The organism is Dehalobacter sp. DCA (assembly GCF_000305775.1).
Taxonomy (GTDB): Bacteria; Bacillota; Desulfitobacteriia; order Desulfitobacteriales; family Syntrophobotulaceae; genus Dehalobacter; species Dehalobacter alkaniphilus.
The window spans coordinates 1,820,735-1,844,618 of record NC_018866.1; the positions used below are offsets into that span (position 1 = coordinate 1,820,735).

Below are 23,884 nucleotides of genomic sequence, written 5' to 3' on the forward strand. Positions count from 1 at the left end.
TTGACACTATTTATTGTTTTTGTCTTTAATGAGTGGACATTTTCATTTATTCTGACCTTTTTATAGTGATCTCCGGCATTTCCTTAACATTGAGATCCATCTCCTGTTTATCTCTCCACTCTTTCGGTTTACGATTCTTTAGCCAGAATATCTGTGCTGTTGTGTCGGGCTGCACTTCTTTTGTTACTACCTTGGTGACCTTTAATTCCCTGACTACCGCCCCGTATTCATCCCTTACCGGCTCATCGTGCAGATCCCTGGCGATAACAAGCTCTCTTGTAACCTCATCGTATTTATATCCATTTGCTCTTTTATATAACGAATTCTCGACTTCAGCATCAGCAATTTCTTTGCCCCTTTTTAAGGCTTCTACAATCTCCATATGTTCGACCTTATATTTAGATAGGGTCGATACTCCAATGCCTAACTTAGCGGCAATCTGCTCCTCTGTGAGTCCGTCACGGCACCAAGCTTCAACCAGTATTAATTTTTCTTTTACATCTGGCCATTTACTTTTAGCCATAACTCTCAACTCCTAACCCTGCCCAGGCAATAATTTATTATCCTTTACTAAAGCGTGTAATCCCCTGGCAAATGTCTCAACCACTTCTTCCTCGTCGTCAAGGCTTAAATTTCTATCCCTGACAATTCCGTGTAGTATCTCATGCCATAGCGTCTCTTCTTTCGCTTGATCGCCTATACTCTCTAACATCTCTATTAAAGCTAAGTCATAGCTTATTTTACCTTTACATTCACGACTGTTTACCAATAATGGCCCGGCCACTATTTTAATGTCGTACTCTGTGCCGCCTATTCTTACTTTATCCATTTCGTGTTTGCCTCCACCGTCTCCCTACTCTCTTATACGCTGAGTGTGCCATCAATCCGCATATCTCACCAAGCCCTATAGGCTTATCTATCATGGCCATAAGTTTAGCGTATGTAATTGGTTGTCTCTCTTTTATGTATTGTCCTATTGTCATGACAATGTACTCCTTTCCCAAATAAAAAAGAGCCTTTCGGCTCATTGTTCTCTCTTCTGACCTATATTTCGACATCCTCCGCAATCGATAAGGTTTATACTTATTTTGGAAGGGAGGTGGAAATATTATGGGGAGGCGTTATTCCTATCCGTTTAACGGAAAACGTTTCATCGGAAACACCAATACTAATGAAGTTCACGATCTTGATAATGAAAAATCCGGATGTCGAATTGATGAAATTAATACCAGCCATGTAAAAACCTTTAATCCGGATACCCATCAACAGGCTAAAAATGAAGGATTTGATAATTGCTATTGGTGTATTGGTAACTCAAATTATTAGTACTTTAAGTCACGCAGGGGATAGCATGCACTAGATGCCATTCCCTGCAATCTTTTTCTGTAATACAACCACTTTTTAGATGCATCTGCCATATATTACATTTCTGACCGTTTGCATAATAAAAAGGGAATGGAATATATTCCAATTTTTTTGCTAAATATATGCTTTGTTCATCAATAAGGGCTATAGGTGGAGAAATGATTTCTTTCCACGATCCTGACTCATTTTGATATATCTGGATTTGCCCAGCTTTACCATGGCCACAACAGCAGCCTAAAGTTAACACACCTTTGTCGTTTAATTCTTGGATCTCATCTGCTATACAAGCATCAACCATTACAATTTTTTTGCTTTGCTTTGGGTTTATTACTTCAACTTGTTTACAGGTATTACTGTCACACATATTTTGATCACTCCGGGTTCATGATTGGTCTTTATGATATTTTATGCGAAATGTTCAAAGTTTTTATGCATCGTAAAAAAGACCATCCATTTCAGGCGGTCTTTTTATATACCAAAATAGTAATATATCTATTTTAAAATCTTGCATTAAAATCTTTGCGCACTCCTTGATAATCTTTAAATTCCTCTTTGGAATATCTTTTCCCTGGAATATTCTCAATATAAGCTATAAACTCATCTTCATTTATAAGCGTACTCCCTACCGCAAGCCCCGTGAATTTATCAACAATTTCTTTAATGTTACCAATGAAACGCTCTGCGGTTAGAATGCTATGAATTATTATCTCGTTGCCTTCAATATACGAATTTTCAATCTCAAAATCATAATGATGCCGGGACAAAATCCTGTTTAGTATGAGTAACACTGAAATCATATTATCATTATCTTTAATTGAACAACATTTAAGCAAATTATCTAAAGTAAATTCATCAATTGGTTTTTCATCAAACAATAAATATCCGCAGAATTGAATTAGTTTTGAATGCTTTGAAAATAACTGGACCTTGTCTCTGTTCACTGGTTCTAAAATATATCCATTTTTGTAATGATCAATATCTATTCTAAATCCAATTTCCATCATTTTGGGATTTAGTTCAGTAACCATAAGCTTTATGAAGGATGGTTCTTCAATTCTATGAGCTGTTCCCCATGTAATTCGCCCATTCTTTTTAAGCATATCGAGGATGGCCTTTTGACCATTTATCTTTAACCAAGAACGTATTTCCTTTGTTGGTATATACTTATCGTTATGATGAGCGGAAATATAATCATCAATCTCATGAATCAATTGTTTCTGCCGTTTCAATATGCCCCCAAACTGTTCTGAACAGTCAATACCGACTCTTTCCTCAAGGTAATAATCCAATAACCTGGATGCCTCGTTTCCTAATTCGAAGTATGGATTTTCTAAGCTCATCGGTATTATTATTTCGCAGTTATCGATTTTATTGTTCCATTCACCAATTATTCTATGGATTCCCGGTATAACATCATTCAAATCGCTTAATAACCTATTTCTAGTTGCTTCTTTTTTTAATTGAGTTATATTTTTGCCTTTGTAATCGTGTTTCCAAGAATCCCAAAAATGTTTGATACACTCACTTCCTACATTTAGAGAATTCTTATTTATTTTATTTTCAATGTAAAATATATGTCTATTTTTTACATTGTCCAGTGAACAACGCATCCAATTTGATGGATCAGGCCCCTTATCTTGTATTCTTTTAAGATCACCCTCCCATTCATCGATAGCGATTTTCAGGGTAGGAAAATACATATTTTCAAAGAAATTCTTTTGTCTTTCCGGTAACCCTTCTATAAATTCATTGGTAATATTTTTGTTTTGTCCAAGGAGTTCCAAAATATCCGGGTATTGTTTTATTACCTCACTATAAATTAAAAGTGTTCTCTCTTTCATCTTTATTGTTTTGGACATATGCAAAAACCCCCTTATTTTCCAGTATTTCGATAATAAAGGGGCTTTTTCCTTTTATTGCATAATATTTGTATCATACAAATTCTAACATAGGTAAAAGGCCCCTACAAGGACACGGTTTCCGCTATGAACCGGACATAAAGCGGATATTTTCATTCAATGCATCAGCACCAAAAAGCATGATCTTGATTTTATTTACCAGTCTGTTTTTATTACGCCTTATTGTTCTTTCCTCACAATCGAATCTTTCCGCAATATCTTCCATAGTCATTACATCCCAAAATTTCATCGGTATGATCTCATAATACTTGTCGTCATATATTGTTTCTAAAGCTCTCTCAATTCTCATAACTTCTTGCCTAGTTCGCATCATGCTTGATTTAATGCTTTGAGTATATTGCATTATGTCAAGGCCATGGCTACCGGTACTACGACTTGTATATAATACTATGTCTTTTGACCTTTTATTTTCCGGCTCAGTATAAGCTTCCGGGTCGTAAAGGAACTCTTCATCTTGGGAAACCTTAAGCTTTAATGCTGGGTAATTGTATAGTAAAATCTCTGTTTCCCTGAAGTAATTATGATTTGTTATATCAATATGATTTACTGCGTTTGCACTGTCCTGAGCTGCTTTATTTACTGCGGTTTTAATTATTTTCAACACTTCTGGGTCTAATTTCTTTGACAAGTTAACCCCTCCTCGTCATACTGCAAAATTACTGTAGTTCTTGAAGTACTCTTCTTTCCTTAACCCCAAAAATCAATCTATATGCCATCCTAACCCTAGCCATAAGTGGAAAGCCAGGTGACCATTCCCAAGCCGTCCCGGATTGATCTTTAATCTTCTCTGATCTCTCAACCTGGTCTAAAATCATTTCAAATGTCCCTTTAGGATCAACCATCATACAGAAACAAAGGTGATCATAAAACTGTTCGTGCGCTTCTCTTTCTTCAAACAGCTTATCTTTTAATACTTCATTTTGCACAATTAACTTTTCTGATGCATCATTTGCCCTGGTAATCGTCTCAATATTTGCAGCCATAGCTTTAATGCTTGAGTCCTGAAGCTCTTTATAATTCAGCTTTGATACAGAAATATAGGTATTATACATAAGCTCTTTTTCCTTGGGATCTTGCTCATTACTAATCCGATGCTCTAAGTCTTTTAGATACTCTACTCTGTTAGTAATAACACTTAGTTCTTGGATTAAAACCTCATAAGGGTTTGTTTTTTCTGTATTGTTCAATTCTCTTGTCCTCCTGGATAATTTCATATCTGAAAACCGTTTAAGCGTTCTTTCTCTGTAGTATTACATAAGCCAAGCGTGTTAATGATGTCATTTAACCCGGCTAATATTTTCTGAAACTCTGGCATCCACTTCTCTACCCGAGAGTCGTCCGTCCGATCCGGGGAGTCCATCCATTCTGCAGCCCTCTTCTGCCTCTCCAGGAGTCGATTGTATTCTCTCTTGAGTTCCAATGTCTCTGGCAAGCCCCCTCACCTCTTCCTTCATCCGTTCCCCTGCGTCAACACCCGTCCGGAAAGCATCTGCCCATATTAACTTTTCCCGATTATTTCTAAGCCCTAACCAGGTAATTTTTATTCCGCTCATGTTTCCACCTCATCCCAAGGGCAAGGTATTTGTACTTCGGTTCCCCATTCGTATTTCTCACGGTTTTCCCAACCGTAAATTACTTCCTCCCTGGTGCAGTTGTTATAAAATCTCAATGTTCTTGGACTGAAATTATACTTAAAAGCTTTTCTTTCTCCAGATTCACGGTCTTTCAGGCTGGTAATGATCGCGTCACATTCTCTATCCGGGCTCCATACCCTCTCAACCGCTATGATATTATCGGCCTTATTAGGGATGTTGTTACTGCCGGAAATATCGGTTTTAGTAAGGTTCCCTTCGTCCTTTTTGATCTCGCACTTTTCCTTGTTCGGGTGAGCTACGAGAACTACATGAGCCCTGCCGTTGCCGGCAAAGTCTTTACAGCGTTGGACAAAATTAGCTTGGTCTGAATAAAGGCTGTCTGCATTCTCTTCCAGCTTCGACATCAGGTTATCAATGATAAAAAGTTTCACTCCGTAGCGTTTGGCAGCTAGAGCCATCAACTCAAAGAATTTATCCAGGTCTTTAGCAATTTTCTCTTCCTTCCGATCGAATAGATAAAGTATCCCTTCATGCCATTGTTTAATTTGCTTGACTATTTCCGGCTTTATTTCCCTCTTTATCCTGTACTTTGCCTGAGTCTCTTGCATATGGGCTTGTTTGTTGCCAACTATTTGTTTATAAAGCCAGTCCTGAATTTTAAATTCTGACATTTCCCCGGAATACAAGAAGGTTTTGACTTTCTTCTCAAGGCAGTGAGCGATAATCTGACTTATAAAAGTCGTTTTTCCCTCTCCGTTCCTGCCGAAAACTATAGTCAATTCTCCTTCCTTCCAGTCCTCGACATGGCTGTCATATTCAAAAAAACCTGTCTCAATCCCTGATTCGTTGGCTATTTTGTATTCGACATGAGATAAATCCAAGAGACCGTTCGGTATTTGCTTTGATGCGCTTTCAATGATTTCCAAAACCTTTTCAGGTCCGTATTTGTAAAGGACTTCATTAGCATCTTTCAGGTCTTCGGCGTGAACTACTTTCACATTGTCGAGCCTGCGGGAAATGTTATCGGCCATGTTTATTCCAGCTTTGTCATTATCGGCCCATAAGATGACCTCTCGACCTTTCAGCCAGTCCCAGCAAGTGTCAATCCATGTCAGGCTATTCGCTCCACTGGGGACGCTTGCCACGTTTTTGTATCCACTTTGCCAGATTGCCATTGCGTCCGGCTGGCCCTCTGTAATCACTAAGGGCTTACCATCTTCCACATGCCACATCCCCCAGAGAATTGGCTCGGTATTCTTTTCACAACCGCCTTTTAATCCGCCCTGCTTTATTTCCCGATATGTCACATGCTTCAGGGTGTTATCTTGAAAATACTGAAAAACATATACATTGACGCCGTTCCAGGTTGATTCCTTAACTCTCCATGCATCCAAGGTTTGTTTCGTTATCTTACGGACCGCCATCAAGTCAATCGCTGCTTTTGATAATTCCCGCATCTTAATTTGCGGAAGAATGTATTGCTTTTTAGTGGCTCGGTTAGGCTCTAGGGTAAAGCCTATCATGTCGGCAACCCTCTCTTTTGCTTCGATGAAACTTAAATTTTCGAACTTCGTTAGGTAATCGTAAATATCGATCTTTCCGCCGCAAGCATGGCACCTCCACATTAGACCGTCTTTAAACCATGACATAGAGGGGTTCTTATCGGGATGTAGCGGGCACAGGATCAATTCCGTTTTGTTTGGCTTAATATTTAATCCCGATAAAATAATATCTCTGGCTCGTTGCCCTAATGATTCCTTGAGTTCTGTACTGTCCATCAGTAATCATCCCGTCTGATTATTTTTTCAGGATTAGCCACCGTCACCCCAAAGGGACCGTTATATTGATTTTCTGGCCCGTCTCTCTCCTCATAATTCCCATCTAAGAAATCCTTATAGCCAGAATTGAAAAATGTTGAGCCATATTGCCAATGTTGCCAGCTTGGCTTTGCTTTTTTATAACGGTCAATGCATCTTGCAATAATCTCAATTCCTAGTTTTTCGATGCTATCTTTGGTTGAATCCCTAATTTGCCCCTTTCCCCTCTTAAGGGGATACTTCTTCCATACCTCATCGAAGACAGGGAATGAACGCTCCTCCTTATTCTTCTTGGTCCTATAAGATCTTTTTGACGGCTCATTTGTTTTTGCTTCTAAGACTGGTTCCTCAAAAAGATCCTGCCCGGAATTATGGGGTGCACTCTCACCGGCGAAAAAATTTTCGCCTAATATATTTTCTTTAGAGTTTTCTTTATTTCTTTCTTGGTGGGTAGTTTCACCCATAGATCCTTGGGTGATTTCACCCATGTTTAGGGGGTGATTTTGCCCATGGTCTATTTCACCCAGGGCAGTTTCACCCAGGGTGATTTCACCCATGTTTGTTTTGTCCGGCAATAATATCCATCCATCATAGTTTTTGTTGAATGAAATTACTCGTTTGGTTTTATTAATGGTTTGGATAATAATTTTTCTCTCTTCTAATCTTTTTAGTTCCCGCCGAATGTTTCTAATATCGAAACCGGTTGCATTTCCAAGGAAGGTTAAAGACATATTATGTTCTTTCCTACCAAACCCATAGGTATAGCGCCAAATCACAAAAATAAGGCTGTATTGGGTAGGACTTAGCCTCAATTTAGCAATGTGTTCCAATATTTCGTTTGCTATTCTTGTGTATCCGTTTTCAACTTGAACATCCGCAGCCATTTGAGCACTCCTACCCCTTCTACTTAGATATTTATGCATTACCACATTATCATCAGTTCCAAAGGCTCATGTTCTGGTTTATTCTTGGTCGTGATATCAAGATTTAATAATCGTGAAAATAATCGCAAGAATTTCTCTTTCTCCATGGAGATTGAATGTCCATTTTTATCTGATTCAAATAGATTAAAATAGAGCTCTCCGGAATCCTCATGGACACTTAAAACTTTATTGCCATCTTTATTTGCTATCTCAATTTTAAGTAAGCCTTTCATAAGTGTGGACTTTTCATTCTTTACTGATAATTCGCAGGTGCAGGGTTCAAGATTTTCTTTCCAGCTGATTATTGTATTTTTGTATAGGGATCTTACCCCTAAGCGAACTAACTCTTTCTGACACAGTGGGCATTTTGTTGGGACCGGCTTTGCGGATAAAACCACAAAGCCGTAGTCCTCTATTTCGCCCGTAGTAAGAAATGCCGGGGTATCGATCATTTCTTTCCTTGATAAAACTCTTATAGTGTTCATACTGAATAGGCTACACTAAACTGGACAGTTTTCTTAAGGTCTTGTAAATTAAAAGTAATAATCAAAGGAGCAAAAGACAATGACCAAAAGAGAACGAAGATCTTTTACCGATGAATTCAAGAATCAAATGGTTCAGTTATATCTGAACGGCAAACCGAGAGCCGAAATTCTGAAGGAATATGATATAGGTGGTTCAACCTTTGACAGATGGACGAAACAACATGAGAAAACAGGTTCATTTCGTGAAAAAGATAATCTTAGTGATGAACAGAAAGAACTCATAAAACTTCGCAAAGAAAACCAGCGCTTGTTGATGGAAAATGATATTTTAAAGCAAGCCGCGCTGATCATGGGACGAAAGTAGACGTGATAAGGCAAAATGCCCACAAATACTCGGTATCAGCAATGTGTAAAGTCCTACAAGTGAATCGCAGTAGTTATTACTACAAATCAACCTATCAGGAAGTTGAAGACGATGTTGAGCAGCACGTTATCGAGATTTTTGAATCAAATCAACGGGTCTATGGTACCAGAAAGATTAAGATTGAGCTTCAAAAGAAGAATTTAACAGTCTCTCGTCGCCGAATCGGTCGATTGATGAAGAAAAATGGCTTAGTTTCAACATACACAGTAGCTCAATATAAGCCATTCAAAACCAAATGCAACGAAGCTGAAATCAAGAATGAATTGAATCGGGAATTTGAAAAAGCGGTGCCATTGGAGACCGTTGTTAGCGACCTGACATATGTTCGAGTAGGAACCAAATGGCATTATATCTGCCTTCTCGTTGATTTATTTAATCGGGAGATAATTGGACAGAGCTGTGGCAAAGCGAAAGACGCTGCCCTGGTATATCGGGCTTTTGCTAGCGTGAAGTCCAATCTACATAATATTAGGATGTTTCATACAGACCGTGGCAGCGAGTTTAAAAACCAGCTAATTGATGAAGTAATTTCAACCTTTAATATTCAGCGTTCTTTGAGTATGAAGGGCTGTCCTTATGATAACGCCGTATCCGAGGCTACCTTCAAACTAGTTAAGACAGAGTTTGTGAAAAACCGACGCTTTGTATCACTGGAACACCTAGAGAATGAATTGAAGTCTTATATTAAGTGGTTCAATGAAAAGCGAATTCATTCAACACTAGGCTACCTTAGTCCTCTGGAGTATAAAACCATTTACCTTAACAAATCTGTCTAGTTTACTGTTGACAATCCATACTGCTACTTTCCCTCTCCTGCGCTTACGTTCGCTTCTGACTCCATCTATATGGCCTAATAGATATAGTGCTAAGCTTAATGTAAATAAATCAGAATACTGGGCCTGAAGCTGTCCGACAGTGCGCTGGATATCATTAAGTGGGTAAATACCAAGATTCACATTATTAAAAATCTTCATGAAATCATCAGATTTTTCATCTGGCACGATATTTTTTGGTTGCATAATTAACCTCTCCCTTTTTTTAGGTTTACAAATCTTTACCTTGTTATAATTTTAAATGAAATATTTTTTGCGGGTATTAACTGTTGTGGTGAATAGTTAATGCTTTTTTATTTGAATTCAATTGCTTCAGTTCCATTTAAAGTATTTAAGATAAACTGCATTCCATCCTGAAAACCTTTGTGATAAGTAATATCAATCGTAGCCGTTTCCAGTGTGGTAATGGCGTCGCTTATATCGTTATGGTCATTATTTTTTACTGCTACCTCAAGCTCCTTAAGTCCATCGTTATATAACTCATTCTTCTGTCTAAGGCCATAAATCTCCGTGTAGATTTTATCCTGGTTAAAACTCAACATAGTGAAACCCCTTTCTTTTTAAAACATTCACAAAATATGGTACTTATCTCATAGGTTCCCCGATATCATCGGGTAAGCTTAATCACTTTACCGACTTAATCCATTTCGGCTTTCTTTTATGAGGTTTTACCGGAATTGTTTTGCTTGTGTCTGGGTCGAATAAGACCTCTTTGCCATTTATATTGAGCAGCTGTTTTGGCTTAATTCCAAAGCATTCCTCAATAATGCTTTTAGCGGCTTCCTCTTCATATGCATGCGACATTAAGGACATTTTTTCTACAAGGTAAAAGCTCGTAAGCAAATTGTCATAATCCCAAAGAAATTCAAATGGTTCTTTAATGACCGGCCCGTTTTCTTTAAGTGACCCAATAACACTGAAATAGTCTTTCCATTCGTGTTTACCGTTGTATTTCTTTGTGATCGGGAAGAATTGAACAAACCTATCGACACTAACCCCCTCCAACAGAAGGCTATCTGTCATGACAAGATTAAGCTTCTGTTGCTGATCAAATTTTTTCGTACACATATCGGCAACTATGAATTTAGCCAGATAATAAAAGGCTTTAAGTTTTTTATTATCTGATAAAAGCGTTTTTTCTGCACAGAGCCTTAAATTTTTAAGATAAATATGTGTTAGATTAGGCTTTTCCTTCTTAACAGATTGGATCATGGTTAGATTTGGCATGTTTATTCCTTTCTTTTATCATTCCGGTATAAATGCTGTTACCGGGACATGTAAGACATTACAAATCTGAATATAGTCCTCAGAAAAGATTTTTCTGCGACCGGTCATCATTGCGCTGAATTGCTTTTCTGTGTACCCGGCCTTATCAGCAACATGTTTTTGTTTGAGCCCATTATTTCTCAAATAATTTTGAATTCTTTCGTATACCTTCATAGTTACACACCCTCCTCTTTCTTTTTATTTTCCCTTCATGGTTTGAAATAACGCCTGTCGCCCCCTCTCGCTGCTAAGCCACTCTCGAAGTGCTTCACGTGGAAACTTAACCGTTTTAGGGCCGAACCACAAGGCAGGGAATCCGGTTTTAGGAACGGTATGAGCTAACTGATATAGTCGATCTCTGCCGATTCCAAATTCCTGGGACGCTTGTTTTACAGTTAAGAGCGTCTCTGGCCTTTTCTGATTAGGAAAGTCCATTATCTTTGCAGGCTCCAAAGCTACGCCTCCTCTCTATCAGTAATTTATTTTTTTACCTCGCTTTGTTCTCAATTTGGTTAAGTACAGAATTTATTGAATTATTGAGGTCTACACTGCATTCTTATGAAATTCATCCGTAACCATAGTAACGCCATCTGGTAAAAAAATATACTCCCTCCAATTAAGACTATTTTCATCACAATACCTAATCAGTTCCCCAAAGAACAATGCTCCAGCTCCTTCGTTGTGTGTTAAAATCTTAGATAATTGAGCCCTATTGATTCTTAGAACATCGGAAAATTTAGTTTTATTGCCTTGAAACTTTTGTTCAAGATGTTTTTGTACAGCTTCAATATTTGCTCTCACATCTCCGCCTCCTCGTTATTTCATTTACGATAATATGGTAACACTTTCAAATAATATCGTCAATAGGGTAACGTTACTGAGGTAGCGAAAATATATTTACACGAACCCATATAAGTGTTATTATATTTACGAAAGAGAGTGTGTTTAATGTGTTTGATAAAGAAAAGTTCAAAAATCTATTAGAGAAAGCGCGTGGAGATAGATCGAATGAAGATTATTCTCGCGATAGCGGAGTTTCTCGTGCTTATATTTCTAATTTCTTGAACCTAAAAAGAGATATTCCGCCAACTCCTGATATTTTAAAAAAGTTGGCTGAAACAGCCTACGGAAATGTAACATATAGAGATTTTATGGATGCTGCAGGATATCTAAATTTAGATGAGGTAAATAAAGAAATTATTACATTAGAAACAAAATTAAAAGAAATTTATGAAATAATTTGTGTTAAGAGAAAAGAATCTGAAGTATTACGCCAAAACATCCAAGATCTTGAAAATAACGCAGGAACTATAAATCAACAAGAGTTAATCATGCATATTGATATTTGGCAAAAACAGATTGAACAATTAGAACAAGAGTTTTATTCAATAACTTGCCAGTTAGATCAGTATAAGGAAATTCGAATTGATATTATCGATATAAACTCAGAAAGCTGTTCTAAAGAAGGGGTTGTTACATCTTCCAATTCAGATATACGTGAAATCGCAAGAGCCGGTAACAACATGACCTCCGATGAAGCAGCTGAGCTTAGAAAATTTGCTGAAAGGTTATTCCCAGATGCATTCAAAAAAAATTCCTGATAAACTAAGATATAATCGAACGTTAAGTATTGCACAGAAGTTTATACTTGAACAAAATATAAATAGATTACCTGTAGATCCATTTAAATTAACAGCAAGAATTGATTTACCGATAGTTTCAGCATCAGAATACGCAATGGCTATGAATTGTTCTTTTCAACATGTTATTAGGGATATCATTAAGAGTAATGATGGTACAGCAAAATGCGTAGATAACATGCAGTTTATTATTTATAACGAAAGAGTGGCGAGTAAAGGACGAATAAGATGGACGTTACTGCATGAAATTGGGCATGTTCGGCTAGGTCATTTAATTGACTTTGAAGAGACCAGAGTTCAAAGGGCAGGCTTAACAAAAACCGAATATGAAGTATTAGAAAAAGAGGCAGACTGTTTCGCTTCTCGAGTTTTGGCTCCTCCGATAGTATTAGAGGCTCTTAAAGTTGATAATGCCACAAGGTTAATAACATTATGTGGCCTATCAAGATTAGCAGCAGAAAATAGATATAAAGATTTTTCTGCCAAGTTAAATAAAAGAAGATTTCCTGACCTTCTTGAAATAAAAATCGAAAGAAATTTCCATGATTTCATCCACAAAAAATATTGCGTAATATGCGGTCATTCATTTGTTATCGAAAATGCCAAGTATTGCCCGATCTGCGGGAAGAAAAGGGTCTATTGGGGGGATGGAAAGATGATTTATTCAGGTTATGAATTAGATGATAAAAGTAAAGCCAAGGTTTGTCCGAGATGTGAAAATGAGGAAACATCTCTTGATGGAGAGCATTGTATTATCTGTGGGAGTCATTTAGTAAATAGATGTACAAATGATGATAATGAAAATAATCATAGTTATGAGCCTTGTGGTATTCTTTTACCCGGTAATGCAAGATATTGTTATAAATGCGGTAGTCAATCCACGTTTCTCAGTAATAAAATTTTAAGACGGTGGAGTGAATCACAAGCCGATGAGCAAGTAGCATCAACTCATGATAACTTCGGGGATATCCCGTTTTAAACTTCCCGAAAACAAAAATAAGGCCGTCCGATCGGGACAACCTTATCTATTTCAAGTCATAAAAGAAATTTGTTTATTTCTTTAACTAGATCTCCGAGAATAAGATTTTATTAAAAAATATTTTAATAACAACACCCGGTAGCGAATCTTATTAAAGAAAATAGGCAAAAATTTTAATAATGCTTTAATTTAAGTGTTACTATTAAAGTTTTTAAGGTCAGGAGTAATCTTATGAAATTAAAAGAACGTGCCGGACAATATATTTATCAATCATCAGGATATTCTGCTTATATCCCTAACCCACTACCTCCAAATCATCCCATCGAATACAACACTGAATTAATAAACCTTTTATCATCAGCTGATAGAAAACTAGGTAGGCTTGACGGAATTACCCAAACTTTACCTAACCCTGATCTATTTGTAGCAATGTATGTAAAAAAAGAAGCAGTTTTAAGCTCTCAAATTGAAGGAACACAAGCGTCCTTAATAGATGTCCTCGATGAAGAAGATAACATAGAAAAAGAAAAAAGCGTTGAAGAAGTTGTGAATTATATCGCATCTATGAATTATGGACTTGAGCGATTACATAGCTTACCTATTTGTTTAAGACTTATTACAGAAATCCATGAAATTCTATTAAAAAATGTTCGCGGAAGTGAGCGAAACCCGGGAGAATTTAGATGTTCACAGAACTGGATAGGTCCTGCCGGTTGTTCTTTGTCCACCGCTACATTTATACCACCTACTCCTGAAGCCATGATAGACTCAATGAATAATTTAGAAATATTTATCCATGAAAAAGACGAAATACCACCTTTAATTAAAATTGGTTTAATTCATGCCCAATTTGAAACTATTCACCCCTTTTTAGATGGCAACGGAAGAATGGGTCGTTTACTAATAACCTTTTGGCTTTGTCAACAAAAAATACTTGGTAAGCCATTACTATATTTGAGTTATTATTTTAAACGAAATAGAATTGAGTATTATGATAGGCTTATGGATATTAGATTAAAGGGTGACTGGGAGAATTGGTTAGTCTTTTTCTTAAAAGGAATTGCAGAAGTTTCCGATGAGGCCATTGATACCGCAAAGAAGATTCTTTCTTTAAAGGAAAAATACACTTATTTAATAAACCGTACGATAAAAAACGCGTCAAACGGAATTAAGCTTCTAGATAAACTCTTTGAACATCCAATGATAACAATTAGTAAAGTTGCTGATTTATTGGATACATCTTATCCTACTGCCAACAACTTGGTGAATCAATTTTGTCGTTTAGGAATATTAGACAATCCAAGCCAGCAAAGAAATAAAAAATTCAACTTCAGGGAATACATTGATATTTTACAAGAGGGAACAGAGCTAATAAATAAATAGACTCTCATTCGGTTGGAGGATAAATCTATGGCCGAAAAGGAAAAGAAGAGAAAAAAGAAAAAAGGTAACGGCGAAGGTACGATCTACCAATTACCAAATGGTAAATGGAAAGGTCAGGTTACCCTTGGGAAAGATCCTAATACCGGGAAATTGATTCGCCCCCCGTTTCATGGTAATACCAGAAAAGAGGTTGCCGATCAGATTGCGGAGGCATTAGATCGGGTTAATAAGAAAACCTTTATCAACCCATCCCAAACAACTTTTGAAGATTGGACAAGCACTTGGAAAACCGCTTCCAGAATAAAGGGAACCACCTGGAGAGGTTATGAAACTTGTTTAAGGAATCATATCTTTCCCGCGTTAGGTGATTACACTTTAGCCGAGCTGGAGAAAGATCCCCACATTATTCAAGTGTTTTTAAATACCATGGAAAAGACTCCACGGAAAGACGGAAAGATAAGTAAAATTCTAAAAGAACTTAGAAAAGAAAAAGGATTAGAACAAATTGATGTAGCAGAAGAACTGAGGATTGAATTATCTGTCTACGTTTCTTGGGAGGAAAATAAAGATAGGCCGGATTATGAAATGCTTAAAAAGATTGCCGACTTCTACCGTACCCCCCTTAAGCAGTTTCTGTTATCGCCGGCTTCGATAATTAAAGCTAATCGTATACTGCATAGTATTCTTGAATATGCAAAGAGACGAAAAAAACTATTCTCTAACCCTGCTGATGATATGGATCTTCCTGAAGCCGATACTGAAGAAACCCAAACTTTAGCAGATGATGAGATGGACAGGTTTCTAACTAACATAATGGAATATCGGTATTTTGCAGGATACTTGCTTTTGATCGGTTCGGGGATGCGCCCTGGAGAAATGGTGGCTTTAAAATGGCATAATGTTAATCTAAAAGATAGAACTGTCACAATTGAAGAAACCCGGGAAAGAGTTTTGAATGAAGATATTGATGCAAAAACCAAAACAAAAGTTATTAACCAAGATCCAAAAACAAAAAAGAGTAAAAGAACTCTTGTTATTCCCGGAAGAGTAGCTGCAGCACTCAGAATCCATCGTTACAATCAAAATAAAGAGAAGGTTCTGGCAGGGGATCAATATAATGATGAGGGTTATGTCTTCGCTACGCCCACCGGGGAGCCGGTAGAGTATAGAAACTTCTACAGATCCTTTCAAGCATGCTTAAAGAGAAGTGATATACCCCCTGTGAAGCTATATGCACTCCGTCATACCTTCGCAACGATCCTTTTGGAAGAAGGAGAAGACTTAAGGGTAATACAAGAAATACTCGGACATACGGATATTAGGACTACGAAAATCTATACCCGTGTCCGCAGAAAATCAAAAGAAAAAGCTGCCATAAAAATCGACGGCCATCTCAGAAAAAAGAAAAAATCTTCAGAAAAAGAGACAGCGTTGCAACGATAAAAAACTGGGTTGCAACGCTGTTGCAACGTTTGGACAAAAATCATACAGTTTATAAAAAGCAAAAACACCGCAAATCCTTGCGGTGTCTCGTTTTTCTCTGGAGCCGATGGTCGGAATCGAACCGACGACCTGCTCATTACGAGTGAGCTGCTCTACCCCTGAGCCACATCGGCATGTTTGGTAACCCATAAGCTTTAACAGTATAACATAAGAAAAATAATTTGTTAAGGGTAAATTAATCAAAAATGTGGGAAAATGAGAAAATGAGAAAATTTTAAGGAATGTTTGATGCTCCGGCTGCAAATAATAAAACTTAACATAATTCAAGCTGCTTGCTGTTGAAGATGTACTTCACAGGAGATAAACTTACAGAAAAGGATGTGATCTTTTGCTATTCGATCTGCGAATATTGGTAATTGCACTTACTCCTGTAATTGCCCTGGGCCTGGCAGTCTATTATACCGACCGTTTCGATAAAGAGCCTTTGCCTCTTCTTATAAAAGTGTTTATCCTGGGTGCGCTGGCAGTCATTCCGATCGTGCTGTTTGAAAAATTTCTGACGTCCCTGAACATCTTTACCGGGGTAGCGGCAGCTTTTTTCAATGCCTTTGTCGTTGCCGGACTGACCGAAGAATTTTTCAAAAGGGCAGTTGTCCTGCGGACAGTCTATCGGAATCCGGCGTTTGATGAAAAGCTGGACGGGATTGTCTATGCCGTATTTGCCGCGTTGGGTTTCGCAACAGTCGAGAACATCATGTATGTTCTTGTAAACTTTTCAGCCAACCCGTATGTAGGCCTTTCCAGAGGAATATTCTCAGTGCCGACCCACGTGCTGCTTGGTGTGACGATGGGATACTACCTTTCCCTGGCAAAGTTCTCCAATCATCCTCATCTTGAAAGAGCTTACCTCAAAAAATCCTTATATGTTCCTATCCTGCTTCACGGTTTTTTTGACTTTATTTTGATGTCGGAAATTCCGATTCTGCTTACGCTGTTTTTACCGTATTTCATTTACCTGTGGACGGTTAATCTTAGGAAACTTAACAGGTATTACAAAGAATCGAGGGAAAAATACCAGAAAATTCCCGCCCGACAACCTGCTGAATAAAAGACTGTACACCTATGTCCTGTCGCCATTGTAAATGCAGACTAAAACCCAACAGGAAAAAGGAACCGAGATACTCGGTTCCTTTTTCCTGTTGGACTTATTAAGTAATTTTGCCAACTCGTTAAGGATTATGCTGGATCCGTCCTTCTCTCTCATATTCGCGATTCGGTACGAATAAGAGTGTGATGCAGTACAGGCCGCTGAGTCCGACCAGCGCATAGACGATTCTCGGAGGGAGCGGACTGATCCCCCCGAGGAGGGCATTGACAAGATCAAATTGGAAAAAGCCAATCATTCCCCAGTTAATGGCCCCGATGATAATAATTGCAAGGGCAATCTTCTGCCAGATATTCATGTACAACCTCCTTAAAAAGTTAATTATTAATAGGATGTCGTTAAAATGTAAAATTTATACATCAAAACATTAATTTACGATTTAGAAACAATCATTTATAATAATCTAGGACTTGTGTTTTTGTTTTAATAAAAGGAACAAGGGTCAAAAAATGTAACCAAAAAGGAGTATTTATGAACGACCATCATGACCACACCCACGATGACAGCAAAACGGTTAAGCGCACCCTTTTATTTATAGCAACCGCAGGTTCTTTTCTGACTCCGTTTATGATTTCATCTATCAACATCGCGCTGCCTGCAATTCAAAAGGAATTTGCAGCAGATGCTGTCGTTTTAAGCTGGATTGCGACATCTTTCCTGTTGTCTTCGGCTGTGTTTCTTCTTCCTATCGGCAAACTCGCCGACATCCTTGGCCGGACCAGGCTTTATAAATGGGGGATAATTTCATTTACTGCATTTACGTTAATCACAGGTTTTGTCCCAAATATTGAACTATTAATCGTGATGAGAGTCCTGCAGGGAATTAGTGCATCGATGATCGCAACTGCGGGAATGGCGCTGATCACCTCGGCCTTTCCCCCGCAAGAACGCGGCAAAGCCCTGGGCTTTAATGTTTCAGCCATATATGTAGGACTTGCTGTCGGGCCTTTCCTAGGCGGATTCTTAACCGAGTATTGGGGCTGGAGAAGCATTTTTTTGGTATTGGTTCCTTTGGGGGTCCTGATCACGGTTTTAACAATTACATATGTCAAGAGCGATTGGGCCGATGCCAAAAATGATAAACTGGATATTCCAGGCAGTCTGATCTTCGCCGTTACCCTGATTGCGCTTATCTATGGTTCGAGCATTTTACCGGATATTCTCGGGATTATCCTAATCCTCTTCAGCATTGTTTGTTTTGTTTTCTTTGTGAAACGCCAGCTCAAGATCCCGAATCCTGTGTTAGAAATCAGGCTTTTTCAGAATAACCGGGTTTTTGCCTTTTCCAACGTAGCAGCATTAATCAATTATGCTGGTTCCTACTCCGTAACTTTTCTTCTGAGTCTATATCTGCAGTACGTCCAGGGCATGTCTTCAGAGCATGCCGGAATCATCCTGATCATCCAGCCTATTATCCAGTCCTTAATTTCCCCTATGGCCGGACGTCTATCCGATAAAAAAGAGCCTGCCAAAATTGCTTCTTTGGGCATGGCCGGAACCGCCGCAGGCTTGTTCTTGCTTTCCTTTATCGGCCCGCATACTTCTCTGTTCCTGATCATAGCTGCTTTGATGGTGCTGGGTCTTGGATTTGCCTTATTCTCTTCTCCGAATACCAATGCAGTCATGAGTTCCGTAGATAATCATTATTACGGGATTGCCTCCGCCTCATTATCTGTGATGAGGGTTCTGGGCCAGATGCTGAGTATGGCTACAGCTACGCTGCTGATTTCCATATTTGTCGGCAAAAACCAGATTACCCCTGAATACTATCCGCAATTTATACAGAGTATTCGCCTTGCTTTTCTGATCTCAGCCTGCCTTTGTGCTGTTGGTATTTTCTTCTCTTTCTCCCGCGGCAAAATCCACGTCAATAATAATCAGGCATAAGATTGCTGCTCCTTGTTATCCATGACACTGCGGCATTAGGCCGTACATGGCGATCATGAAGATACCCGGTAGCCTAACTGACCGGGTATCTGTTTCCGCTACAGGGCGGATAGCCTTCGAAAAAGGTTATTTACCTTACGGTATTTCCCTTTTTCCAGTACTATCTTTTGCAGCTTCAGGCAATAATATTCGCAGGTTGATTATGATTTGTTGATTCTCGATTGTTTTATTTAAAGTTAAAATATTAATTTTTCCCAGTTATAAATTAAACCATAATTCCGTGGGGATTATGGTTTAAGATGGATAATATGGTTATATTATTTATTGATTTTTGTGTATTTTATGATTATTATTATATTGTCTTCGTTTTACTCATTTAGTCTCATTACAATTCTACTCTTGATTTTCATTTTTTGACCTTCAATTTAAGAAGGTCCTTTTTTAGTTTAAATTTGACTCAATTATAAACATTTTATCTTAATAATCACGAAGAACAGAGCGCAGGATTTTTCCAGATCTGGTCATCGGCAGTTTTTCACGAATTAATACCCGGATGGGCATTTTAAATGAAAAGCTGTTTCTAATATACTGTTCTACCTTCAAGCAGTACTGTTCTCTTTCTTCCTTCGCCGAAAAAGAATCTTCGAGCGCAAGATATACTTTGAGGATCACGCTTTCACCATCCTGGCTGTTAACGATGACACCTGCTTCGAACACTTTGGGATAATTATAAAGAGCAGACTCTACTTGGTAATAACTTACAAATTTATCATTAACGATAAGACCGTCAAGCTCCCGGCCATTTAAGATTTCAGAGTCAGGTAGTGCTGCATATCCGGACATTGCGTTTTTCCTCCCTTCTTGTGACAGAACATTGCAGTTATAAACTAAGCTGTAAAATGCGTATAAATCTTATATTTTAGTCGTATTTGTATTATAATATTAAATGCGGCTTTTCCCTACCGATTTGAGGTTAATGGCATTGTTGGAAGGCTGAACAGCTCTAATTCTCATGTTAACTGTTTTCAGGAAGAATATCTTTGATTTACGTATTGACAGATACCTTTTTCAAGATATTTGGGTATAATGTAATAGGAATAGAATACCGGAAGGAAAGATGCACATTGCAATTACATATTCATTTTGTTGGCATAAAAGGAACCGGGATGAGCGCCCTTGCCCAGATTACACCGTTGATAGAAGATGCCGTGATTACCGGATCCGATGTGCCGCAAAGATTTTTTACAGACGTTGTATTAGAGAAGGCAGGCATTGAGGTCCTAAACTTTGACCCAGAGAATGTTGTCGGCGCTGATTTGGTTGTCACCTCTGCCGCTTACTGCGACAGTCACCCGGAGATTAGCCGAGCCAAAGAGCTTAACATACCGGTACTGACTTACCCTCAATTTCTGAGCAAACTGATGTCCAAGAAAAAAGGAGTCTGTGTAACTGGGACTCACGGCAAGACTACGACAACTGCCATGGCTGGAAAAATCCTGCTTGATGCAGGTTTGGACCCTACGATTGTCGTAGGCAGCGACGTGCCCTGTATTGGCGGCAACGCCCATGCCGGCCAGGGAGAACTCTTTTTAGCCGAATCCTGCGAATACCGGAGGCACTTCTTAAATTACTCTCCCGAGCACCTGATTATTACCAACATGGAACTGGATCATCCCGATTATTTTAAGGATTTGGATGATGTGGTCTGCGCTTTTTCCGAACTCGCCTGCAAGCTGCCTGCTGAGGGCAATCTGATTATCTGGCATGACGATCCGAATATAGATAGGATTAAGACCAAAGCAACGGTTACAACTTTTGGTTTCTCGGCCGATGCTGATGTCAGCGTTGCAAACGTTGTTTTCGATAATGACGGAAGCTGTTTCGATGTGATGATGAATAAAAAAAATATAGGTAAGCTGCATTTGACTGTTTCAGGAAAACATAACATTCTGGATGCCCTGGCTGCCATAGCCTTGACTTCCAGGCTCGGAATATCGATGGATACCGTGCTTCAGGCGCTGAGCGGCTTTAATGGTACCAAAAGAAGATTCGAACGTCTTGGCACAAAACACGGGGCAGTTATTGTTGACGATTATGCCCATCACCCGACAGAAATCCAAACGACTCTGGATGGAGCAAGGCTTTCCTACCCCGACAGAAGAATCCGGGCAGTATTTCAGCCTCATACCTTCAGCCGGACTGAAAAACTTTTTTATGAGTTTTCTCAGGCCTTTCAGGATGCCGATGAGGTTTTGCTGGCAGAAATTTTTTCCTCGGCGCGCGAAAAAAAAGCCGGGGTCAACCCGATCTCTTCAGCAAAACTTGCCGACTTGATGAAAGAAAAAGGAATTACCACCCGTTATTTTCCAACGCTTGACGAAATCAGTTCTTATCTTGACCAAACCCTTGAAGAAGGCGACCTCGTTATTACGCTCGGAGCCGGTGATATTTACAAAGTGGGGCAAAACTTGGTCTCTTGAGCGCTGTTTCCTAACCGCTGAGTAACTTCGACGATTCATACAGGAGAAACGATGAAAAATAAGTTGATTTTTTCTTTGCTTGTCATTCTATTTGGGATTTTTTTCATAAGCGGTTGTATTCAAATGAGCATTCCTGATGCTTCCCCTGATTCTCAGGGTTCGCAAACATCTGCAGAAAACGTTCCGGTTGATACCTTTATGCTAAGAATCGGCGCTGCGAGTAAGGAAGCGATAAATTATCACGATGTTGCCAGCATCGCTGTTTTAGTGAATAAACAAAATCAGCTTCCCTCCGATTATGTTCCACCGGATCTGGTTGAAGTCAACATTCCTTTTACTTTTAAGGAAAAAGCTGAGAAAAGAATGCTGCGTCAGGAAGCTGCTGCGAAGCTCGAGGAATTATTTTCTGCTGCGAAAGAAAATGGTGTAATTTTTTATGGTGTATCAGGCTATCGCTCCTATCAAACGCAGCAGGATTTATTTGCGAGTTTTACCCGGCGGTACGGGACCGAGGAAAAAGCCAACCAAATCAGTGCGAGACCCGGTGAAAGTGAACACCAAACCGGTCTGGCAATGGATGTATCCTGCCAGAGCGTTAACTTCGGTCTGGAAGAGACATTTGGAGATACGGACGAATATGTCTGGCTGAAAGATAACGCTCATCGTTTCGGTTTTATCATCCGCTACCCGAAGGGCAAAGAATACCTAACGGAATATACCTACGAACCTTGGCATCTTCGCTATATCGGACAAGACCTGGCCACGAAACTCTATGAACAGCATCTCACTTACGAGGAATACCTGTTCTTCAAGATTTGATCTTATTATTCGTAAACTTGCATAGATATGGCATGCGCGTTAAGTAAAAAAATATTCTTCACCGGTTAATACCGTTCCTGCTGAATTGCTCAATATGACATACAACATCATTCCAGTCATAACAGCGGATGACACCTTCCGGAAGATTTCCGCGGTTATAAGGCGCATCCATCAGTAGCACCGGAATGCCCATGGAAACGATCTCCACTGAATTGGAGATAAAGTCATCGACGAACACATCAATACCGTGTTCCTTGACCGCAATGGTCTTGCTGAGCCCCCCTGTGAATATCTTTTCACCCGGGGGGATTTGTTTTTCTTCAAGCCATTTTTTTGTGATTAGTTCCTCAGCTCCCGGCTTTCTGGCTGTCACATAAATGATTTCATGCCCTGCTTCTGTTAAGGAAACAATGCTCTCGACTGACCCTTTGACCGGCTCCGGTGTTGAGAAGAGAACTTCCATATTTTTGTCAAAAAAGGTGTCAAGTTCATTCCAGTCAACGTCGTAGATTTTCGACATATCGTAATTGTCAATTTCCATAATATTTTTGCCGTATTGCCTGTTGAGTTCTTCTGTGAACACAGGAAAACTGTCCGCCACGACGCCGTCTATATCTAATCCGATCCGTAGTTTCATCTAATCCAGCCTCTCCGGTTTTTCTAATTCGATGGTTGGGGGCAATTGCCGTTTATGCTCACTCATTTTATGCAGTCTTTCGATTTTGGCGACAACATCGTCAGGAATCTTTTCTCCCAAAAGATATTTATCGATAAGATCATAGGAAAAACCCATCTCTCCCTCATCGGTCTGTCCCTGCCAAAGACCAGCAGTCGGTGTTCTGGAAGCTATTTTTTCCGGCAGGCCCAGTGCCCTTGCCCAGGCTCTTACTTCCGTCTTGGTAAGTGAGCTGATCGGCAGGAGGTCCACGCCGCCATCCCCATATTTCGTAAAATATCCGGTATAGCTCTCAGGGGCATTGTCTGTCCCGACAACCAGATACTCCCTAATATTGGCTACCGTATACAGCGTAGACATACGGAGCCGTGCTTTAAGGTTCCCTTGTCCTGCTTGCTGAATATTCAGAGGCGTCTGATTAGCTTTTAAAGCGGTCTTCATCTGGTCATAAATGGCTGCATGCGCTTCCCCGAGATCAATCTCGATCACTTCCATCCCAAGGGTCTCTGCAATCAAATAGGCATCCTCGCGATCCGCAGGATTTGATTGGCATGGCATGATCACACCAAGGCAGTAATCAGGAAATGCTTTTTTGCATAAAGCTGCCACCACCGCAGAATCTACACCGCCGGAAATTCCGCAGACCAAACCTTTGGTCTTTGCCTCAGTGTTTTTCTCACGCAGCCATTCCACAACCTGCTTTTGGCGTTCCAGTATTTCTTCAGTACTCCACACCGGTACGGCCTCCTTTTTATTTCACAATAGTTTAATGATCATTCAAATAT

Annotated in this window: 29 protein-coding genes and 1 tRNA gene; 10 read left to right on the forward strand and 20 right to left on the reverse strand. The window is 39.2% G+C overall.

The features are described from left to right. Nucleotides 1-46 precede the first annotated feature (46 nt). Nucleotides 47-523, reverse strand: a complete 477-nt coding sequence (locus tag DHBDCA_RS08705; RefSeq protein WP_015043859.1) for a transposase — start codon at nt 521-523, stop codon at nt 47-49. Between the two features lie 12 nt (nt 524-535). After that, entirely contained in the window at nt 536-829 is a 294-nt protein-coding gene (locus tag DHBDCA_RS08710; protein WP_015045337.1) for a hypothetical protein, read from the reverse strand. Between the two features lie 281 nt (nt 830-1,110). On the opposite strand from DHBDCA_RS08710, the gene DHBDCA_RS08720 reads away from it, so the two are divergent. Further along, nucleotides 1,111-1,326, forward strand: a complete 216-nt coding sequence (locus DHBDCA_RS08720; RefSeq protein ID WP_015043860.1) for a hypothetical protein — start codon at nt 1,111-1,113, stop codon at nt 1,324-1,326. A gap of 4 nt (nt 1,327-1,330) precedes the next feature. On the opposite strand, the gene DHBDCA_RS08725 is transcribed toward DHBDCA_RS08720, so the two are convergent. From DHBDCA_RS08725 to DHBDCA_RS15795, 8 genes are all read right to left on the reverse strand, one after another. After that, nucleotides 1,331-1,729 carry a hypothetical protein gene (locus DHBDCA_RS08725; RefSeq protein ID WP_041225790.1) on the reverse strand — a complete coding sequence of 133 codons (399 nt, stop codon included), beginning with the start codon at nt 1,727-1,729 and terminating at the stop codon, nt 1,331-1,333. A 133-nt stretch (nt 1,730-1,862) separates the two neighbouring features. Beyond that, a complete protein-coding gene (locus DHBDCA_RS08730; protein ID WP_015043861.1) occupies nt 1,863-3,224 on the reverse strand; it encodes a hypothetical protein in 1,362 nt (453 codons plus the stop codon). A gap of 124 nt (nt 3,225-3,348) precedes the next feature. Next, on the reverse strand, nt 3,349-3,912 hold the full coding sequence (locus tag DHBDCA_RS08735; protein WP_015045338.1) for a sigma-70 family RNA polymerase sigma factor: 564 nt from the start codon (nt 3,910-3,912) through the stop codon (nt 3,349-3,351). 28 nt (nt 3,913-3,940) lie between these two features. Further along, nucleotides 3,941-4,471 (reverse strand): hypothetical protein, encoded by a 531-nt coding sequence (locus tag DHBDCA_RS08740; protein ID WP_242824883.1) that lies wholly within the window; start codon nt 4,469-4,471, stop codon nt 3,941-3,943. Nucleotides 4,472-4,561: 90 nt separating this feature from the next. Continuing rightward, on the reverse strand, nt 4,562-4,837 hold the full coding sequence (locus tag DHBDCA_RS08745) for a hypothetical protein (protein WP_015043864.1): 276 nt from the start codon (nt 4,835-4,837) through the stop codon (nt 4,562-4,564). After that, a complete protein-coding gene (locus DHBDCA_RS08750) occupies nt 4,834-6,657 on the reverse strand; it encodes a DnaB-like helicase C-terminal domain-containing protein (protein ID WP_015043865.1) in 1,824 nt (607 codons plus the stop codon). Before DHBDCA_RS08750 ends, DHBDCA_RS08745 begins: the two co-directional genes overlap by 4 nt. Further along, nucleotides 6,657-7,580: a replication protein gene (locus DHBDCA_RS08755; RefSeq protein WP_015043866.1), complete on the reverse strand. Its 924-nt coding sequence runs from the start codon at nt 7,578-7,580 to the stop codon at nt 6,657-6,659. Before DHBDCA_RS08755 ends, DHBDCA_RS08750 begins: the two co-directional genes overlap by 1 nt. A gap of 38 nt (nt 7,581-7,618) precedes the next feature. Further along, nucleotides 7,619-8,104 carry a hypothetical protein gene (locus DHBDCA_RS15795; protein ID WP_242824884.1) on the reverse strand — a complete coding sequence of 162 codons (486 nt, stop codon included), beginning with the start codon at nt 8,102-8,104 and terminating at the stop codon, nt 7,619-7,621. A 79-nt stretch (nt 8,105-8,183) separates the two neighbouring features. On the opposite strand from DHBDCA_RS15795, the gene DHBDCA_RS08770 reads away from it, so the two are divergent. After that, nucleotides 8,184-9,304 (forward strand): IS3 family transposase gene (locus tag DHBDCA_RS08770; RefSeq protein ID WP_144020267.1). Its coding sequence is split into 2 segments (ribosomal slippage): nt 8,184-8,433 and nt 8,433-9,304, totalling 1,122 coding nucleotides; the frame shifts between segments, so codons are not numbered across the junction. 350 nt (nt 9,305-9,654) lie between these two features. Here the strand turns inward: DHBDCA_RS08770 and DHBDCA_RS08780 are convergent. The 5 genes from DHBDCA_RS08780 to DHBDCA_RS08800 all read right to left on the reverse strand — a co-directional run bounded on the left by DHBDCA_RS08780 (nt 9,655) and on the right by DHBDCA_RS08800 (nt 11,428). Further along, nucleotides 9,655-9,903: a hypothetical protein gene (locus DHBDCA_RS08780; protein WP_015043868.1), complete on the reverse strand. Its 249-nt coding sequence runs from the start codon at nt 9,901-9,903 to the stop codon at nt 9,655-9,657. A gap of 82 nt (nt 9,904-9,985) precedes the next feature. Next, nucleotides 9,986-10,588, reverse strand: a complete 603-nt coding sequence (locus DHBDCA_RS08785) for a hypothetical protein (RefSeq protein ID WP_015043869.1) — start codon at nt 10,586-10,588, stop codon at nt 9,986-9,988. Nucleotides 10,589-10,606: 18 nt separating this feature from the next. After that, nucleotides 10,607-10,801, reverse strand: a complete 195-nt coding sequence (locus tag DHBDCA_RS08790) for a helix-turn-helix domain-containing protein (protein WP_015043870.1) — start codon at nt 10,799-10,801, stop codon at nt 10,607-10,609. Nucleotides 10,802-10,825: 24 nt separating this feature from the next. Continuing rightward, a complete protein-coding gene (locus tag DHBDCA_RS08795; protein WP_041225792.1) occupies nt 10,826-11,080 on the reverse strand; it encodes a helix-turn-helix transcriptional regulator in 255 nt (84 codons plus the stop codon). A gap of 90 nt (nt 11,081-11,170) precedes the next feature. Continuing rightward, the gene (locus DHBDCA_RS08800) at nt 11,171-11,428 is read right to left on the reverse strand and encodes a hypothetical protein (RefSeq protein WP_015043871.1); all 258 of its coding nucleotides are present in this window, start codon (nt 11,426-11,428) and stop codon (nt 11,171-11,173) included. Nucleotides 11,429-11,577: 149 nt separating this feature from the next. Here DHBDCA_RS08800 and DHBDCA_RS08805 point away from each other — a divergent pair, with 149 nt between their 5' ends. The 4 genes from DHBDCA_RS08805 (at nt 11,578) to DHBDCA_RS08820 (ending at nt 16,072) form a co-directional block, all read left to right on the forward strand. Further along, on the forward strand, nt 11,578-12,228 hold the full coding sequence (locus tag DHBDCA_RS08805) for a transcriptional regulator (RefSeq protein ID WP_015043872.1): 651 nt from the start codon (nt 11,578-11,580) through the stop codon (nt 12,226-12,228). Next, the gene (locus tag DHBDCA_RS08810; RefSeq protein ID WP_242824885.1) at nt 12,161-13,246 is read left to right on the forward strand and encodes an ImmA/IrrE family metallo-endopeptidase; all 1,086 of its coding nucleotides are present in this window, start codon (nt 12,161-12,163) and stop codon (nt 13,244-13,246) included. Before DHBDCA_RS08805 ends, DHBDCA_RS08810 begins: the two co-directional genes overlap by 68 nt. Nucleotides 13,247-13,477: 231 nt before the next feature. Further along, complete coding sequence (locus tag DHBDCA_RS08815) at nt 13,478-14,629, forward strand: Fic family protein (RefSeq protein WP_015043874.1); 1,152 nt, start codon at nt 13,478-13,480, stop codon at nt 14,627-14,629. A 27-nt stretch (nt 14,630-14,656) separates the two neighbouring features. After that, nucleotides 14,657-16,072 (forward strand): tyrosine-type recombinase/integrase, encoded by a 1,416-nt coding sequence (locus tag DHBDCA_RS08820; protein ID WP_015043875.1) that lies wholly within the window; start codon nt 14,657-14,659, stop codon nt 16,070-16,072. A gap of 98 nt (nt 16,073-16,170) precedes the next feature. Here the strand turns inward: DHBDCA_RS08820 and DHBDCA_RS08825 are convergent. Continuing rightward, nucleotides 16,171-16,245 (reverse strand) — tRNA-Thr (locus DHBDCA_RS08825). 215 nt (nt 16,246-16,460) lie between these two features. On the opposite strand from DHBDCA_RS08825, the gene DHBDCA_RS08830 reads away from it, so the two are divergent. After that, nucleotides 16,461-17,180 (forward strand): PrsW family intramembrane metalloprotease, encoded by a 720-nt coding sequence (locus tag DHBDCA_RS08830; protein ID WP_015043876.1) that lies wholly within the window; start codon nt 16,461-16,463, stop codon nt 17,178-17,180. 121 nt (nt 17,181-17,301) lie between these two features. Here DHBDCA_RS08830 and DHBDCA_RS08835 read toward each other — a convergent pair whose 3' ends face one another. Next, complete coding sequence (locus DHBDCA_RS08835; RefSeq protein WP_015043877.1) at nt 17,302-17,535, reverse strand: DUF378 domain-containing protein; 234 nt, start codon at nt 17,533-17,535, stop codon at nt 17,302-17,304. 173 nt (nt 17,536-17,708) lie between these two features. Between DHBDCA_RS08835 and DHBDCA_RS08840 the strand changes: the two genes are divergently transcribed. Then, entirely contained in the window at nt 17,709-19,124 is a 1,416-nt protein-coding gene (locus DHBDCA_RS08840; RefSeq protein WP_015043878.1) for an MFS transporter, read from the forward strand. Between the two features lie 477 nt (nt 19,125-19,601). Here the strand turns inward: DHBDCA_RS08840 and DHBDCA_RS08845 are convergent, their stop codons facing one another. Further along, the gene (locus tag DHBDCA_RS08845) at nt 19,602-19,967 is read right to left on the reverse strand and encodes an AMP-binding enzyme (protein ID WP_015043880.1); all 366 of its coding nucleotides are present in this window, start codon (nt 19,965-19,967) and stop codon (nt 19,602-19,604) included. 281 nt (nt 19,968-20,248) lie between these two features. Here DHBDCA_RS08845 and murC point away from each other — a divergent pair, with 281 nt between their 5' ends. Both murC and DHBDCA_RS08855 read left to right on the forward strand, forming a co-directional pair. After that, nucleotides 20,249-21,604: a UDP-N-acetylmuramate--L-alanine ligase gene (gene murC, locus DHBDCA_RS08850; RefSeq protein WP_015045339.1), complete on the forward strand. Its 1,356-nt coding sequence runs from the start codon at nt 20,249-20,251 to the stop codon at nt 21,602-21,604. Between the two features lie 51 nt (nt 21,605-21,655). Next, nucleotides 21,656-22,423, forward strand: a complete 768-nt coding sequence (locus DHBDCA_RS08855) for a M15 family metallopeptidase (RefSeq protein ID WP_015043882.1) — start codon at nt 21,656-21,658, stop codon at nt 22,421-22,423. Nucleotides 22,424-22,481: 58 nt separating this feature from the next. On the opposite strand, the gene DHBDCA_RS08860 is transcribed toward DHBDCA_RS08855, so the two are convergent. Next, nucleotides 22,482-23,060, reverse strand: coding sequence for a 5' nucleotidase, NT5C type (locus DHBDCA_RS08860; RefSeq protein WP_015043883.1), 579 nt, complete (start codon nt 23,058-23,060; stop codon nt 22,482-22,484). After that, nucleotides 23,061-23,834: an NAD(+) synthase gene (gene nadE / locus DHBDCA_RS08865; RefSeq protein WP_015043884.1), complete on the reverse strand. Its 774-nt coding sequence runs from the start codon at nt 23,832-23,834 to the stop codon at nt 23,061-23,063. It lies immediately after the preceding gene. Nucleotides 23,835-23,884 lie beyond the last annotated feature (50 nt).